The sequence below is a fragment of the Streptomyces endophytica genome (assembly GCF_026153355.1).
In the GTDB taxonomy this organism is placed as follows: Bacteria; Actinomycetota; Actinomycetes; order Streptomycetales; family Streptomycetaceae; genus Streptomyces; species Streptomyces endophytica.
The window spans coordinates 242,759-256,570 of record NZ_CP110636.1; the positions used below are offsets into that span (position 1 = coordinate 242,759).

Annotated in this window: 12 protein-coding genes; 5 read left to right on the forward strand and 7 right to left on the reverse strand. The window is 69.2% G+C overall.

Annotation, left to right across the window (positions count from 1 at the left end; translation table 11 throughout):
- Window positions 1-6: 6 nt before the first annotated feature.
- The 5 genes from OJ254_RS01000 to OJ254_RS01020 all read right to left on the reverse strand — a co-directional run bounded on the left by OJ254_RS01000 (window position 7) and on the right by OJ254_RS01020 (window position 5,972).
- On the reverse strand, window positions 7-867 hold the full coding sequence (locus OJ254_RS01000; RefSeq protein WP_265360872.1) for an ABC transporter permease: 861 nt from the start codon (window positions 865-867) through the stop codon (window positions 7-9).
- The gene (locus OJ254_RS01005; RefSeq protein ID WP_423835796.1) at window positions 867-1,802 is read right to left on the reverse strand and encodes an ABC transporter permease; all 936 of its coding nucleotides are present in this window, start codon (window positions 1,800-1,802) and stop codon (window positions 867-869) included. Before OJ254_RS01005 ends, OJ254_RS01000 begins: the two co-directional genes overlap by 1 nt.
- On the reverse strand, window positions 1,799-2,962 hold the full coding sequence (locus OJ254_RS01010; RefSeq protein ID WP_265360873.1) for an ABC transporter ATP-binding protein: 1,164 nt from the start codon (window positions 2,960-2,962) through the stop codon (window positions 1,799-1,801). The genes OJ254_RS01005 and OJ254_RS01010 overlap by 4 nt, the downstream gene beginning before the upstream one ends.
- A 65-nt stretch (window positions 2,963-3,027) precedes the next feature.
- Entirely contained in the window at window positions 3,028-4,275 is a 1,248-nt protein-coding gene (locus OJ254_RS01015; protein WP_265360874.1) for a polyamine ABC transporter substrate-binding protein, read from the reverse strand.
- A 179-nt stretch (window positions 4,276-4,454) separates the two neighbouring features.
- Window positions 4,455-5,972 (reverse strand): gamma-aminobutyraldehyde dehydrogenase, encoded by a 1,518-nt coding sequence (locus OJ254_RS01020; protein WP_265360875.1) that lies wholly within the window; start codon window positions 5,970-5,972, stop codon window positions 4,455-4,457.
- A gap of 260 nt (window positions 5,973-6,232) precedes the next feature.
- Between OJ254_RS01020 and OJ254_RS01025 the strand changes: the two genes are divergently transcribed.
- The 3 genes from OJ254_RS01025 to OJ254_RS01035 all read left to right on the forward strand — a co-directional run bounded on the left by OJ254_RS01025 (window position 6,233) and on the right by OJ254_RS01035 (window position 8,832).
- Entirely contained in the window at window positions 6,233-6,814 is a 582-nt protein-coding gene (locus OJ254_RS01025; RefSeq protein ID WP_265360876.1) for an NADAR family protein, read from the forward strand.
- 180 nt (window positions 6,815-6,994) lie between these two features.
- Entirely contained in the window at window positions 6,995-8,017 is a 1,023-nt protein-coding gene (locus tag OJ254_RS01030; protein WP_265360877.1) for an adenosine deaminase, read from the forward strand.
- 170 nt (window positions 8,018-8,187) lie between these two features.
- On the forward strand, window positions 8,188-8,832 hold the full coding sequence (locus OJ254_RS01035; RefSeq protein WP_265360878.1) for a DUF2690 domain-containing protein: 645 nt from the start codon (window positions 8,188-8,190) through the stop codon (window positions 8,830-8,832).
- 27 nt (window positions 8,833-8,859) lie between these two features.
- Here OJ254_RS01035 and OJ254_RS01040 read toward each other — a convergent pair whose 3' ends face one another.
- The gene (locus OJ254_RS01040) at window positions 8,860-10,041 is read right to left on the reverse strand and encodes a polyamine ABC transporter substrate-binding protein (RefSeq protein ID WP_265360879.1); all 1,182 of its coding nucleotides are present in this window, start codon (window positions 10,039-10,041) and stop codon (window positions 8,860-8,862) included.
- A 146-nt stretch (window positions 10,042-10,187) separates the two neighbouring features.
- Window positions 10,188-11,642, reverse strand: a complete 1,455-nt coding sequence (locus tag OJ254_RS01045; protein WP_265360880.1) for a gamma-aminobutyraldehyde dehydrogenase — start codon at window positions 11,640-11,642, stop codon at window positions 10,188-10,190.
- Between the two features lie 200 nt (window positions 11,643-11,842).
- On the opposite strand from OJ254_RS01045, the gene OJ254_RS01050 reads away from it, so the two are divergent.
- Both OJ254_RS01050 and OJ254_RS01055 read left to right on the forward strand, forming a co-directional pair.
- The gene (locus OJ254_RS01050; RefSeq protein WP_018087114.1) at window positions 11,843-12,316 is read left to right on the forward strand and encodes an Lrp/AsnC family transcriptional regulator; all 474 of its coding nucleotides are present in this window, start codon (window positions 11,843-11,845) and stop codon (window positions 12,314-12,316) included.
- Window positions 12,317-12,318: 2 nt separating this feature from the next.
- The gene (locus OJ254_RS01055; protein WP_265360881.1) at window positions 12,319-13,680 is read left to right on the forward strand and encodes an aspartate aminotransferase family protein; all 1,362 of its coding nucleotides are present in this window, start codon (window positions 12,319-12,321) and stop codon (window positions 13,678-13,680) included.
- Window positions 13,681-13,812: the final 132 nt, after the last annotated feature.

Here is a 13,812-nt window from a genome sequence, read left to right on the forward strand (position 1 = left end):
GCTCCTCTAGCTCCTCTTACGGCGTTTGCCGGCCAGTTGGCCGACCACTACGCACGCCACGGCGACCAGGAACATCGCCGTACCGATGACATTGATCTGAACGGGTGTGCCCCGCTGTGCCGATCCCCAGACGAACATGGGGAAGGTCACGGTGGAGCCGGCGTTGAAGTTGGTGATGATGAAGTCGTCGAAGGAGAGCGCGAAGGAGAGCAGGGCACCGGCCGCGATGCCGGGCGCGGCGATCGGCAGCGTCACCCGCAGGAACGTCTGCGTGGGCGAGGCGTAGAGGTCCTGGGCGGCCTGTTCGAGCCGCGGGTCCATGCTCATCACGCGGGCCTTGACGGCGGTGACGACGAAACTCAGGCAGAACATGATGTGCGCGATGAGGATCGTCCAGAAGCCGAACTGGATGCCCATGTTGAGGAAGAGGGTGGCCAGCGAGGCGGCCATGACGACCTCGGGCATGGCCATCGGCAAGAAGATCAGGGTGTTGACGCCGGCCCGGGCGCGGAAGCGGTAACGGGCCAGCGCGAACGCGATCATGGTGCCGAGGACGGTCGCGCCGACCGTGGCCCACACCGCGATCTGCAGGCTCAGTCCCAGTGAGCCGCACAGGTCGGCGACCCCGCACGGATCGGTCCAGGCGTCCGTGGAGAACCGCTGCCACTGGTAGTTGAAGCGGCCGTTGGGCTTGTTGAACGAGAAGACCATCACGACGAGGTTGGGCAGGATGAGGTAGCCCAGGGTGCCCAGCCCCGCGAGGGTGATGATGTTGCGGCGCAGCCAGCGCAGGCCCCTGTTGGGCGTGCGGCCGTTCGTGGGCGCCGTGGTTGCCGTGGTCCCGGCCGTGGTGCTCGATGCCGCCATCAGACCAGATCCTCCGTCCCGGACTTGCGGATGTAGATCGTGACCATCGCGAGGATGGCCGCCATGAGGATGAAGGAGAGCGCGGCGGCGGTCGGGTAGTCCAGGACCCGCAGGAACTGCGACTGGATGACGTTGCCGATCATCTTCTGGTCGGTGGAGCCCAGCAGTTCGGCGTTGATGTAGTCACCGGCGGCCGGGATGAAGGTGAGCAGGGTGCCCGCGACGACGCCGGGCATCGACAGCGGGAAGGTCACCCGGCGGAAGGTGGTGGCCGGGCGGGCGTAGAGGTCGCCGGCCGCCTCGTGCAGCCGTGGGTCGATGCGCTCCAGCGAGGTGTAGAGCGGCAGGACCATGAATGGCAGGAAGTTGTACGTCAGTCCGCAGACCACCGCGAGCGGGGTGGCCAGCACCCGGTGTCCCTCGGTGATGCCCAGCGCGCTGGTGACGTCGAGGAGGTGCAGCGAGTTCAGGGCGGCGACGACCGGTCCGCCGTCGGCCAGGATCGTCTTCCAGGCCAGCGTGCGGATCAGGAAGCTGGTGAAGAACGGGGCGATGACCAGGATCATCACGACGTTGCGCCAGCGGCCCGCCTTGAAGGCGATGAGGTAAGCCAGCGGGTAACCCAGGAGCAGGCAGAGCGCGGTGGCGATGGCGGCGTAGCCGACCGAGCGGACGAACTGCGGCCAGTATTCGCCGAGCGCGTCCCAGTAGGTGGCGAAGTGCCAGGTGACCTTGAAGCCCTCTTCGAGGGAGCCGGTCTGGATGGAGGTCGACGCCTGGTAGACGAGCGGGGCGGCGAAGAAGACGATCAGCCACAGGATGCCGGGCAGCAGCAGCCAGTAGGGGACCAGCCGTTTGCGGGCCGGGGTCTTGCGCACCTCCAGGGGTGCGGCGGTCTGCTCCTCCGCTGGTGCGGGGGTTTCGGTGGTGGTCACGCGGCCTCCTCGTCGAGGTCCGCGCCGGCCTGGATGTCCTGGGTGGCGTCCAGTCCGAAGGTGTGCGCCGGGCTCCAGTGCAGCACGATCTCCGCGCCGGGGACGAGCCGGCCGTCGCGCTCGATGTTCTGCTCGTAGACGGCGAGTTCGCCCAGGCCCGGTACGTCGACGACGTACTGGGTGGAGACGCCGATGAAGCTGGCGTCCTTGATGCGGCCGGGCAGCCGGTTGTGGCCCTCGGTGATGGACCCGGCGTCGTCGGCGTGCCGCAGGGCGACCTTCTCGGGCCGTACGCCGGCCAGCACCTTCTCGCCCGTACGGGCCGAGGCGCTACATCGGGCGGCGGGCAGCCGGAGCTTGGCGTCCGCGGCCTTGAGCAGCAGCTCGTCGCCGCCGGCCTCGACGACCTCGGCCTCGATGAGGTTGGAGGTGCCCAGGAAGTTGGCGACGAAGGTGGTGCCGGGGTTCTCGTAGAGGTCGGCGGGGGCGCCGAGCTGCTCGACCCGGCCGCCGTTCATCACGGCCACGGTGTCGGCCATCGTCATGGCCTCCTCCTGGTCGTGGGTGACGTGCACGAAGGTGATGCCGACCTCGGTCTGGATGCGCTTGAGCTCCAGCTGCATCTGGCGGCGCAGCTTGAGGTCGAGGGCGCCCAGCGGCTCGTCGAGGAGCAGTACCTGGGGGTGGTTGATCAGCGCGCGGGCGACCGCGACGCGCTGCTGCTGGCCGCCGGAGAGCTGCTGCGGCTTGCGGCGGGCCATCGGGCCGAGCTGGACCAGGTCGAGCATCTCCTCGACCTGCTTCTTGACGGACTTGATGCCGCGGCGGCGCAGTCCGAAGGCGACGTTCTCGTAGATGTCGAGGTGCGGGAAGAGCGCGTAGTTCTGGAAGACGGTGTTGACCTGGCGCTTGTAGGGCGGCAGGACGGTGACGTCCTGGCCCGCGAGTTCGACGGTCCCGGTGGTGGGCTCCTCCAGGCCGGCGATCATCCGCAGGGTGGTGGTCTTGCCGCAGCCGGAGGCGCCCAGCAGCGCGAAGAAGGAGCCCGCGGGGACGGTCAGGTCGAGCGGATGGACGGCGGTGAAGGAGCCGTAGGTCTTGCTTATCCCTTGGAGGCGGACGTCGCCGCCGCTGCTCTGCGGGGTCGCGGTCTTGGTCATGTCGGTCGTCCCGGGGGTCGGTGGGCGAAACGGCTCGGGGGGGGCGGGCCCGGTGCGTGGTGGGGTCAGGCGCCGGTGAGGTCGGAGAACTTCTGGCTGAACGCCTTGTTCTCCTTGGCGGTCAGCGCGCGGAAGGAGTGGGACCTGGTGGCCATCTCCTTGTCCGGCAGGATCAGCGGGTTGTCCGCCGCCTTCTTGTCGATCTTGGCGAGTTCCTCGCGGACGCCGTCGACCGGGCAGACGTAGTTGATGTACGCCGCGAGCTGCGCCGCCACCTTCGGCTCGTAGAAGTAGTCGATGAGCCGTTCGGCGTTTTCCTTGTGGCGGGCCTTGTTCGGCACCATCAGGTTGTCGGTGGACGTCATGTAGCCGCTCTTGGGGACGACGTACTCGATGTCCGGGTTGTCGTTCTGCAGCTGGACGATGTCGCCGGCCCAGGCCACGCACGCGGCGAGGTCGCCCTTGTCCAGGTCCGTGGTGTAGTCGTTGCCGGTGAAGCGGCGGATCTGCTTGGAGTCGACGCCCTTCTGGAGCCGGGCGATCGCCGCGTCGTAGTCGTCCGCGGTGACCTCCTCGGGCTTCTTGCCCATGTCCAGGAGGGTCAGCCCTATGGAGTCGCGCATCTCGGAGAGGAAGCCGACCCGGCCCTTGAGCTGCGGGTCCTCCAGCAGCTGGCTGACCGAGTCGACCTTCCGGCCGCCGGTGGCCTTCTTGTTGTACGCGATGATCGCGGGGATGCCCTGCCACACGTAGGAGTGCGCCCGGCCGGGGTCCCAGGCGGGGTTGCGGAACTGCGCCGAGAGGTTGGCGTAGGCGTGCGGCAGGTTGGCCGGGTCCAGTTCCTGGATCCAGCCGAGGGAGATCATCCGCGCGCACATCCAGTCGGTGAGCACGATCAGGTCGCGGCCGGTGTCCTGGCCGGCCGCCAGCTGTGCCTGGACCTTGCCGAAGAACTCGTCGTTGTCGTTGATGTCCTCGGTGTATTTGACGGCGATGCCGGTGCGCCGGGTGAAACGGTCCAGCGTCGGATGGTGCTTGCCGTCGTCGCTGACGTCCATGTACTCGGTCCAGTTGGAGAAGTTGAGCCGCTTCTCCTTCCGGGAGTGGTCCTGGGACGCCACGGCGTCGGTACGGCCGGCGGGCGGGATGCCGCAGGCCCCCAGGGCGCCCAGGCCGCCGGTGACGGCCGCCATGGCACCGGCCGCGCGCAGCAGCGAGCGGCGGGTCATGGCGAGCCGGCCGTTGGTCGCGCTCCGGCGCATGGCGGCGAGTTCGACCGCGGACAGGGGTTCGGGCTGCTGGTGGTGCTCCATGCGCGGTGCCCTTTCAGGGGGGTGAGCCCGGCGCTCGGCCGGCGATGACGGTGCCGTGCGGCCGGCTGGCCGCGGGGTGAGCCCGTAGGGGCGGGGAACGGGCGGGGCGAGGTGGGGGCTCGCTCCGGGGAGTCGACCGGGGACCGGTCCGGGGGCCGTCGCGGCCCCCGGTGGTCCCGTCAGGTGCGGTCCCCGAAGATCGTGCGGTGCCAGTCCTTCCTGGCGACCGCGGTGTTGTCGTACATCACGTGCTTGACCTGGGTGTACTCCTCGAAGGAGTAGGCCGACATGTCCTTGCCGAAGCCGGACGCCTTGGCGCCGCCGTGCGGCATCTCGCTGATGATCGGGATGTGGTCGTTGACCCAGACGCAGCCCGCCTTGATCTCGCGGGTGGCGCGGCCGGTGCGGTAGACGTCCCGGCTCCAGGCGGAGGCGGCCAGCCCGTAGGGGGTGTCGTTGGCCAGCGCGATGCCCTCGTCGTCGCCGTCGAAGGGCAGCACGACCAGCACCGGGCCGAAGAGCTCGGACTGCACGACCTCGCTGTCCTGGGCGGCGCCGGCGATCAGCGTGGGCAGGTAGTACGCGCCCTTGGCCAGCTCGCCCTGGGGGGCCTCGCCGCCGGTGACGACGGTGGCGTAGTCGCGCGCCCGGTCGACGAAGGCGGCCACCCGGTCGCGCTGGGTGTGCGAGATCAGCGGGCCCAGGTCGGTGGACGGGTCGAAGGGGTCGCCGAGCCGTACGGTCGCCATCAGGTCGGCGACGCCGCTGACGAAGGCGTCGTAGAGCGGGCGCTGGACGTAGGCGCGGGTGGCGGCGGTGCAGTCCTGGCCGGTGTTGATCAGCGCGCCGGCGACCGCTCCGTGGACGGCCGCCTCCAGGTCCGCGTCGTCGAACACGACGAACGGGGCCTTGCCGCCGAGTTCGAGGTGGAGGCGCTTGACCGTGCCGGTGGCGATCTCGGCGACGCGCTTGCCGACGGCGGTCGAGCCGGTGAAGGAGGTCATGGCGACGGTGCGGTGGCCCACCAGGTGCTCACCGGCGTCCCGGCCGGCCCCGGAGACGATGTTGAGCACGCCGTCGGGCAGCCCCGCGCGCTGGGCGGCCTGGGCGAAGAGCAGCGAGGTCAGCGGGGTGATCTCGGCGGGCTTCAGGACGATGGTGTTGCCCGCGGCGATGGCCGGGAGCACCTTCCAGGCGGCCATCTGGAGCGGATAGTTCCAGGGCGCGATGGAGCCGACGACGCCGATGGGCTCGCGGCGGATCACGGAGGTGTGGTCGGCGCTGTATTCGCCGGCCGCCTTGCCCTCCAGATGGCGGGCCGCACCGGCGAAGAATGCGGCATTGTCGATCGAACCCGGCACATCGAACTCATTGCTGAGCTTGATCGGCTTTCCGCAGTTCAGCGATTCGGCGAAGGCGAGATCGGCGGCGTCCTCGGCGAGCGCGGCGGCGAAGCGGTGGAGGGTGTCGGAGCGCTCGCCGGGCGTGGCCCCCGCCCACTCCGGGAAGGCCCGTCCGGCCGCCTCGACGGCCGCGTCGACATCGGCCGTACCTGCGAGTTCGTAGCGGTACACCGTCTCGCCGGTCGCCGGGTCCACGACGTCCTGGCTCCGGCCGGAGGTGCCGCTCCGGAGGCCGCCCGCAATGAATTGCGCGCCCTGGGCGAATCGCTCGGTGACGTCGAATCGGTGATCCATGGTGCTCTCCTCCGCCGGCCGCCGGGGCCGCTCCGCGGCACTGCCTGGCGTAGCTATTTCCGGAATCGATGGCCGATCTTGACAGAGTAGAACAGCCTCAACAAGGGATTCCGTTGTTGCCTTTTGGTTACGCGACGAATTCTGCGATTTCTGTGGTGTACACCCCGACACGTTGTCAGTGCCCGCTGACAGAATCCCGGCATGATGCACGACAGCACGGGGAGCGACCAGGGGCAGGCCCCGGGGATCGCCGGGGGATCATGGACGGGCGCGCCGCGGACGGGCCGCGCTCGGTCGAGGAACTGCGCCGGGAGACGTCCGCCGGCACGCGTCCGAAATACGTCTTCTTCTGGGGCCACCGCCCGCGCCGCGACGGCGGCCTGAGCCCGAGCTGCTTCAGCCAGTGGTGGCCCGCCCCCTTCACGGTCGACGGGACCACCTACGCCACCGCCGAGCACTGGATGATGGCCGGCAAGGCCCGGCTCTTCGGCGACGCCGAGGCGGAGCGGCAGGCCGTCGCGGCCGGCCACCCCAAGCAGGCCAAGGACGCCGGCCGGAAGGTCCGGGGCTTCGACGAGGAGACCTGGCGGCGCCATCGATTCGCCCTGGTCGTCGAGGGCAGCCTGCACAAATTCGGCCAGGACCCCGCCCTGCGGGAATTCCTGCTGGGCACGAACTCCCGGGTCCTGGTCGAGGCCAGCCCGCTGGACCGTATATGGGGCATCGGCCTGGCCGCCGACGACGAGCGCGCCCCGGACCCGGCGCGCTGGCGCGGGCTGAATCTGCTGGGCTTCGCCCTGATGGAGGCCCGTCAGCGACTGCGGGAGGACGGGGCGGCGTAGCGGGAGGGTGCCCGCTCGGAGCCGGGGGCGTCCGCTCGGAGCCGGGGGGCCGTCCGCTCACAAGGGCCGCCCCCTGCCCCGTCATCGCCCCGCATAGCATGACGGGGCCGACCAGGCCGTTATGACGGGGCCGACCAGGCCGTTCCGCTCATCCCGCCCATCCCTGACCAGGAGGATCCGTTGTCCGATCTCGATGCCTTCATCGCGGGCCTGCCCAAGGCGGAGCTGCACGTCCACCACGTCGGCTCGGCCTCGCCGCGGATCGTCTCCGAGCTGGCCGCCCGGCACCCGGACTCCGCGGTCCCCACCGACCCCGAAGCGCTGGCCGACTACTTCACCTTCCGCGACTTCGCGCACTTCATCGAGGTCTACCTCTCCGTCGTGGACCTGATCCGCGACGCCGAGGACGTCCGGCTGCTGACGTACGAGGTCGCCCGCGACATGGCGCGCCAGCAGATCCGCTACGCCGAGCTCACCATCACGCCGTTCAGCTCCACCCGCCGCGGCATCCCCGACGCCGCGTTCGTCGAGGCCATCGAGGACGCCCGGAAGGCCGCGGAGTCCGAGCTGGGCGTGGTGCTGCGCTGGTGCTTCGACATCCCCGGCGAGGCCGGTCTGGAGGCCGCCGAGGAGACCGCCCGGATCGCCTGCGACCTGCGGCCCGAGGGGCTGGTGTCGTTCGGCCTCGGCGGACCCGAAATCGGCGTCCCGCGCCCGCAGTTCAAGCCGTACTTCGACCGCGCGATCGCCGCCGGGCTGCACTCCGTACCGCACGCCGGCGAGACCACCGGCCCCGGCACGATCTGGGACGCGCTCCGCGACCTCCGCGCCGAGCGCATCGGGCACGGCACCAGCGCGACCCAGGACCCCGCGCTGCTCGCCCATCTCGCCGAGCACCGCATCCCGTTGGAGGTCTGCCCCACCTCCAACATCGCCACCCGCGCGGTCCGCACCCTGGACGAGCACCCGATCAAGGAAATGGTCGACGCGGGCGTCCTGGTCACCATCAACAGCGACGACCCGCCGATGTTCGGCACCGACCTCAACACCGAATACGCCGTCGCCGGCCAGCTGTTGGACCTGGACACCGCCGGGCTGGCCGCCCTGGCCAAGAACGCCGTCGAGGCCTCGTTCATGGACGCCCCGGCCAAGGCCCGGCTGGCCACCGAGATCGACGCGTACACCGCCTCCTGGCGCGGCTGACCGGCGCCACCGCCCGTCGACGGCACCACGACGGCCCGCTGACCGGCGGCGTTTCCCGACGGGAACGCCGCCGTCATCGCCGACACAACGACCGGATCCGTCCGCGTCATATCCGGCCAAACGCCCTATCCTGCCCTCCTGGCGAGGTGTCACACAGTGCAGGAGGTCGCATGCCCGGCTCACGAGGCGATGCGGAGGACCCCCACGGCGGGACGGACGACTCGGGAGCGGGCACGCGTACGGCCACGCCCGACGCGCGCTCCTGGCTGAAGCGGCACGGCCCCGAGACGCTGATCGGTTCGGTGATCGTGGCCGCGGTGACCACCGTGCTGACCGTGACGATCCCGCTGCTCGCGGGCGGCGACCCGGACGACGACCGCGGCGGCGGGGCCGGCCCCGTCCGCACCCCGTCCGCCGTCACGGCCGCGACCGAGCCGCCGACCTGCACGATGATCGACTGCGACGGCCTCGACCCCAAGGACACCCACTGCGACCGGGGCGCGGTCACCCTGGCCCGGGAGATGGCCGGCAGCATGCAGGTCTCGGTCCGCTACAGCCCCGGCTGCCGCACGGTCTGGGGCAAGCTGACCGGCGCCGAGGAGGGCGACACGATCGAGATCGCCACCTCCCCGGCCAAGAAGGAACGCAAAGCGGTCCACACCGGGCACACCCAGTACACGGCCATGCTCCCGGCCGGCCGAACCTTCTCCGCCCAGGCCACCGGCACCAGCCTCAAGGGCCAGCCCGCCCACGACCTCCCGCCGGGCCACCAGGTCCCCGTCGGAGCCGGCCAGAACGACATCCCCCCGCTCTAGACGTGCCCCGCCGCCCCGCACCCCTCACTACAGCCCCACGATCCCGTTCCACTCCTTCGCGAACTCGGTCCGCTCCTTGGACGTGATGTCCCGGGCCGTGGCCAGCCGCTTGCGCATCGCGTCGTCGGGGAAGATCAGCGGGTCCTCGGCGAGCGCGGCCCGCTCCTTGTCCTTGGAGGAGGCCAGGACGTCGCGCGCGGCCGGCACCGGGCAGACGTAATTGACCCAGGCGGCCAGATCCGCGGCGACCGCCGGCTCGTAGTAGTAGTCGATCAGTCGCTCCGCGTTGCGCTTGTGATCGGCGAGGTTGGGGATCATCAGGCTCTCCGCCCACAGTTCGGCGCCCTCCTGGGGCACCACGAACTCGATGTCCGGGTTGTCCGCCTGGAGCTGGATCACATCGCCCGAGTAGGCCTGGGCGGCGAGCACGTCGCCCGAGTCGAGGTCCTTGATGTAGTCGTTGCCGGTGAAGCGCCGGATGTGGCCCTTGCGGACCAGGCCGCGGAGCTGGTCGGTCATCCGGTAGAAGTCGTCCGCCGTCCAGCGGGTGATGTCGGCGCCGTTCCCCTGCATGAGCAGGGCGAACGCCTCGTCGAGCCCGGAGAGCAGGGTGACCCGGCCGCGCAGGTCGGGCTTCCAGAGGTCCGAGGTGTGCTTGATCTCCCGGCCGAGCTTCTTCCGGTTGTAGGCGATGCCGGTGATCCCGGACTGCCAGGGCACCGAGTGCAGCCGGCCGGGGTCGAAGTGCGGAGTGCGCAGCAGCGGGTCGAGGTACTTGGCGACGTGCGGCTGCGCGGCGCGGTCCATCCTCTGCACCCACCCGAGCCGGACGAACCGCGCGCACATCCAGTCACTGATGACGATCAGGTCGCGGCCGGTGCTCTGGTGGTTCATCAACGCCGGGCTGATCTTGCCGAAGAACTCGTCGTTGTCGTTGATCTCCTCGGTGTACGTGACGGAGATCCCGGTGCGCCGCTGGAACGCGTCGAGGGTGGGGCGCCGCTCCTTGTCGTGGTCGTCGACGTCGATGTAGAGCGGCCAGTTGGCGAAGACGATCTTCCGGTCCCGCCCGGAACGGTCTGGACCGCCGCGGTCCGCGGCCTCGACGTACGCGGGCGGCACCCCGCATCCCGTCAGAGCGGCCAGCGCCCCCACCACACCCGTTCCGCCCATGCCCCGGAGCAGCGTCCGCCGTGAAAGATCAGCCATGGCGAGCACTCTCACGCGCCGCGGGCGGAGGCGGCAAGCGACAGAGCGTCAGTTGCCGGGCCTCCGCCCGCGACGGTGTGTCGAGCGTTCCGTGCCGCTCGACGGTGGGGATCCCCCGGGTCGGCCGGTCGAACCGGCCGGTCCGCTCAGTCGTTGAGCGAGGTCATCACGTGCTTGATCCGGGTGTAGTCGTCGAAGCCGTAGGCCGACAGGTCCTTGCCGTAACCGGACTTCTTGAATCCGCCGTGCGGCATCTCGGCGACCAGCGGGATGTGGGTGTTGATCCACACACAGCCGAAGTCGAGGCTCTTGGACAGCCGCATGGCGCGGGCGTGGTCCTTGGTCCACACCGAGGACGCCAGCGCGTACTCGACGCCGTTGGCCCACTCCACCGCCTGCTTCTCGTCGGAGAAGGACTGGACGGTGATGACCGGGCCGAACACCTCGTGCTGGACGATCTCATCGTCCTGCTTGAGGCCGGAGACGACAGTCGGGGCGAAGAAGTAGCCCTTCTCGCCGACCTGCTCGCCGCCCGCCTCGATCTTGGCGTGCGCGGGCAGCCGCTCGATGAAGCCCTTGACCTGCTTGAGCTGGTTGGCGTTGTTCAGCGGGCCGTAGAGCACGTCCTCGTCGTCGATCGCACCGGTCTTGGTCTCCGCGGCCTTCTTGGCGAGCGCGGCGACGAACTCGTCGTGGATGGACTCCTGGACGAGCACGCGGGTGGCGGCCGTACAGTCCTGGCCGGCGTTGAAGTAGCCGGCGACCGCGATGTCCTCGACGGCCTTGGCGATGTCGGTGTCCTCGAAGACGACGACCGGGGCCTTGCCGCCCAGCTCCAGGTGGACCCGCTTGAGGTCCTTGGAAGCGGACTCGGCGACCTGCATACCGGCGCGCACCGAGCCGGTGATCGAGGCCATCGCCGGGACCTCGTGCTCGACCATCAGGCGGCCGGTCTCGCGGTCACCGCAGATGACGTTGAACACGCCGCGGGGGTGACCCAGCTCGTCCAGCACGCTGCCGATGATGTCGGCGATCAGCACCGTCGAGGCCGGCGTGGTGTCGGACGGCTTGATGACGACGGCGTTGCCCGCGGCCAGGGCCGGGGCGAACTTCCAGACGGCCATCATCATCGGGTAGTTCCACGGCGCGACCTGGGCGCAGACGCCCACCGGCTCGCGGCGGATGATGGACGTGAAGCCGTCCATGTACTCGCCGGCCGAACGGCCCTCCAGCATCCGGGCGGCACCCGCGAAGAAGCGGATCTGGTCCACCATCGGCGGGATTTCCTCGGAGCGGACGAGCGCGATCGGCTTGCCGCAGTTCTCGGACTCGGCGGCGATCAGCTCCTCGGCGCGCTCCTCGAAGCGGTCCGCGATCTTGAGCAGGACCTTCTGCCGCTCGGCGGGGATCAGGTCACGCCATACGGGAAATGCAGCCGCGGCCGCGGCCATCGCCGCGTCCACGTCGGCGGCACCCGAGAGAGGGGCGGTGGCGTACGCCTCACCCGTCGCGGGATTGACCACCTCCGTGGTCCGCCCGTCGGCGGCGTCCCGGAACTCCCCGTCGATGTAGTTGCGCAGACGACGCAGTGCGGTGGTCACTGTGCGCCCCCTTCAGTCAGATGTGTCCGGTGGGTGGGAACCACTGTCCGGTGGTTTGGCACCACCCTAGCTGCGGAACCCACGTTTTCAACACACCCGCCACTCGGGAACAACGGAATCAGTGAAATTCTGATCGCAACACAACGAATTTCATCGATTTGGGGTTGCAAGACTGTCGAGGCTCGTGCACAGTGAGGGACGTGGCCACTCGTGACAGAAACGGCACTCCGTCGATCGACTCCGTCTCCCTGGCGATCATCGAGCAGCTCCAGGAGGACGGGCGCCGTCCGTACGCCGCGATCGGCAAGGCCGTAGGCCTGTCCGAGGCGGCCGTGCGCCAGCGCGTACAGAAACTGCTCGACCAAGGCGTGATGCAGATCGTCGCGGTCACCGACCCCCTCACGGTCGGTTTCCGCCGGCAGGCAATGGTCGGCATCAACGTCGAGGGTGACCTCGACCCCGTGGCCGACGCCCTGACGACCATGGAGGAGGTCGAGTACGTCGTCATGACGGCAGGCTCCTTCGATCTCATCATCGAGATCGTCTGCGAGGACGACGACCACCTTCTGGAAATGATCAACAAGCGGATCCGCACGCTTCCCGGCGTTCGATCCACCGAGAGCTTCGTGTACCTCAAGCTCCGGAAGCAGACCTACACCTGGGGAACGAGATAGCAATGAGCGCCGACCTCTCCAAGACGGCGTACGACCACCTGTGGATGCACTTCACCCGCATGTCGTCGTACGAGAACTCGCCCGTGCCCACGATCGTGCGCGGTGAGGGCACCAACATCTACGACGACAAGGGCAAGCGCTACATCGACGGCCTCGCCGGCCTCTTTGTGGTCAACGCCGGACACGGCCGGGTCGAGCTCGCCGAGACCGCCTACAAGCAGGCGCAGGAGCTCGCCTTCTTCCCCGTATGGTCCTACGCCCACCCCAAGGCCGTGGAGCTCGCCGAGCGCCTGGCCAACGAGGCCCCCGCTGACCTCAACAAGGTCTTCTTCACCACCGGTGGCGGCGAGGCCGTCGAGACCGCCTGGAAGCTGGCCAAGCAGTACTTCAAGCTCACCGGCAAGCCGATGAAGCACAAGGTCATCTCGCGTGCGGTCGCCTACCACGGCACCCCGCAGGGCGCCCTGTCCATCACCGGACTGCCCGGCCTGAAGGCCCCCTTCGAGCCGCTGGTCCCCGGCGCGCACAAGGTGCCGAACACCAACATCTACCGCGCCCCGATCCACGGCGACGACCCCGAGGCCTTCGGCCGCTGGGCCGCCGACCAGATCGAGCAGCAGATCCTCTTCGAGGGCCCCGAGACCGTCGCCGCGGTCTTCCTGGAGCCGGTGCAGAACGCCGGTGGCTGCTTCCCGCCGCCGCCCGGCTACTTCCAGCGGGTCCGCGAGATCTGTGACCAGTACGACGTGCTGCTCGTCTCCGACGAGGTCATCTGCGCCTTCGGCCGCCTGGGCACGACGTTCGCCTGCGACAAGTTCGGCTACGTCCCGGACATGATCACCTGCGCCAAGGGCATGACCTCGGGCTACTCCCCGATCGGCGCCTGCATCATCTCCGACCGCCTGGCCGAGCCGTTCTACAAGGGCGACAACACCTTCCTGCACGGCTACACCTTCGGCGGCCACCCGGTCTCCGCGGCCGTCGGTGTCGCCAACCTCGACATCTTCGAGCGTGAGGGTCTCAACAAGCACGTCCTCGACAACGAGGGCAACTTCCTGAGCACCCTGCAGAAGCTGCACGACCTGCCGATCGTCGGCGACGTCCGCGGCAACGGCTTCTTCTACGGCATCGAGCTCGTCAAGGACAAGGCCACCAAGGAGTCGTTCAACGAGGAGGAGACCGAGCGCGTCCTGTACGGCTTCCTCTCCAAGGCCCTGTACGACAACGGTCTCTACTGCCGCGCCGACGACCGTGGCGACCCGGTCATCCAGCTGGCCCCGCCGCTGATCGCCGACCAGTCGGTCTTCGACGAGATCGAGCAGATCCTGCGCGCGGTCCTCACCGAGGCCTGGACCAAGCTCTGATCATCGCGTCACCTCCTGTTTCGCTGATGCGGAGCTCACAGATACACAACTGAACACCCAGCGGCTCAGATTCACTCACTTCAAGCCATACGAGTGAATCTGGGCCGTTGTGCTGCCAAGCGGCGAATACCG

Bases quoted from the DNA above. Each gene is read 5' to 3' on its own strand.
- OJ254_RS01000 (WP_265360872.1), bottom strand. From the start codon at position 867: ATGGCGGCATCGAGCACCACGGCCGGGACCACGGCAACCACGGCGCCC.
- OJ254_RS01010 (WP_265360873.1), bottom strand. From the start codon at position 2,962: ATGACCAAGACCGCGACCCCGCAGAGCAGCGGCGGCGACGTCCGCCTC.
- OJ254_RS01015 (WP_265360874.1), bottom strand. From the start codon at position 4,275: ATGGAGCACCACCAGCAGCCCGAACCCCTGTCCGCGGTCGAACTCGCC.
- OJ254_RS01020 (WP_265360875.1), bottom strand. From the start codon at position 5,972: ATGGATCACCGATTCGACGTCACCGAGCGATTCGCCCAGGGCGCGCAA.
- OJ254_RS01025 (WP_265360876.1), top strand. From the start codon at position 6,233: ATGGACGGGCGCGCCGCGGACGGGCCGCGCTCGGTCGAGGAACTGCGC.
- OJ254_RS01035 (WP_265360878.1), top strand. From the start codon at position 8,188: ATGCCCGGCTCACGAGGCGATGCGGAGGACCCCCACGGCGGGACGGAC.
- OJ254_RS01040 (WP_265360879.1), bottom strand. From the start codon at position 10,041: ATGGCTGATCTTTCACGGCGGACGCTGCTCCGGGGCATGGGCGGAACG.
- OJ254_RS01055 (WP_265360881.1), top strand. From the start codon at position 12,319: ATGAGCGCCGACCTCTCCAAGACGGCGTACGACCACCTGTGGATGCAC.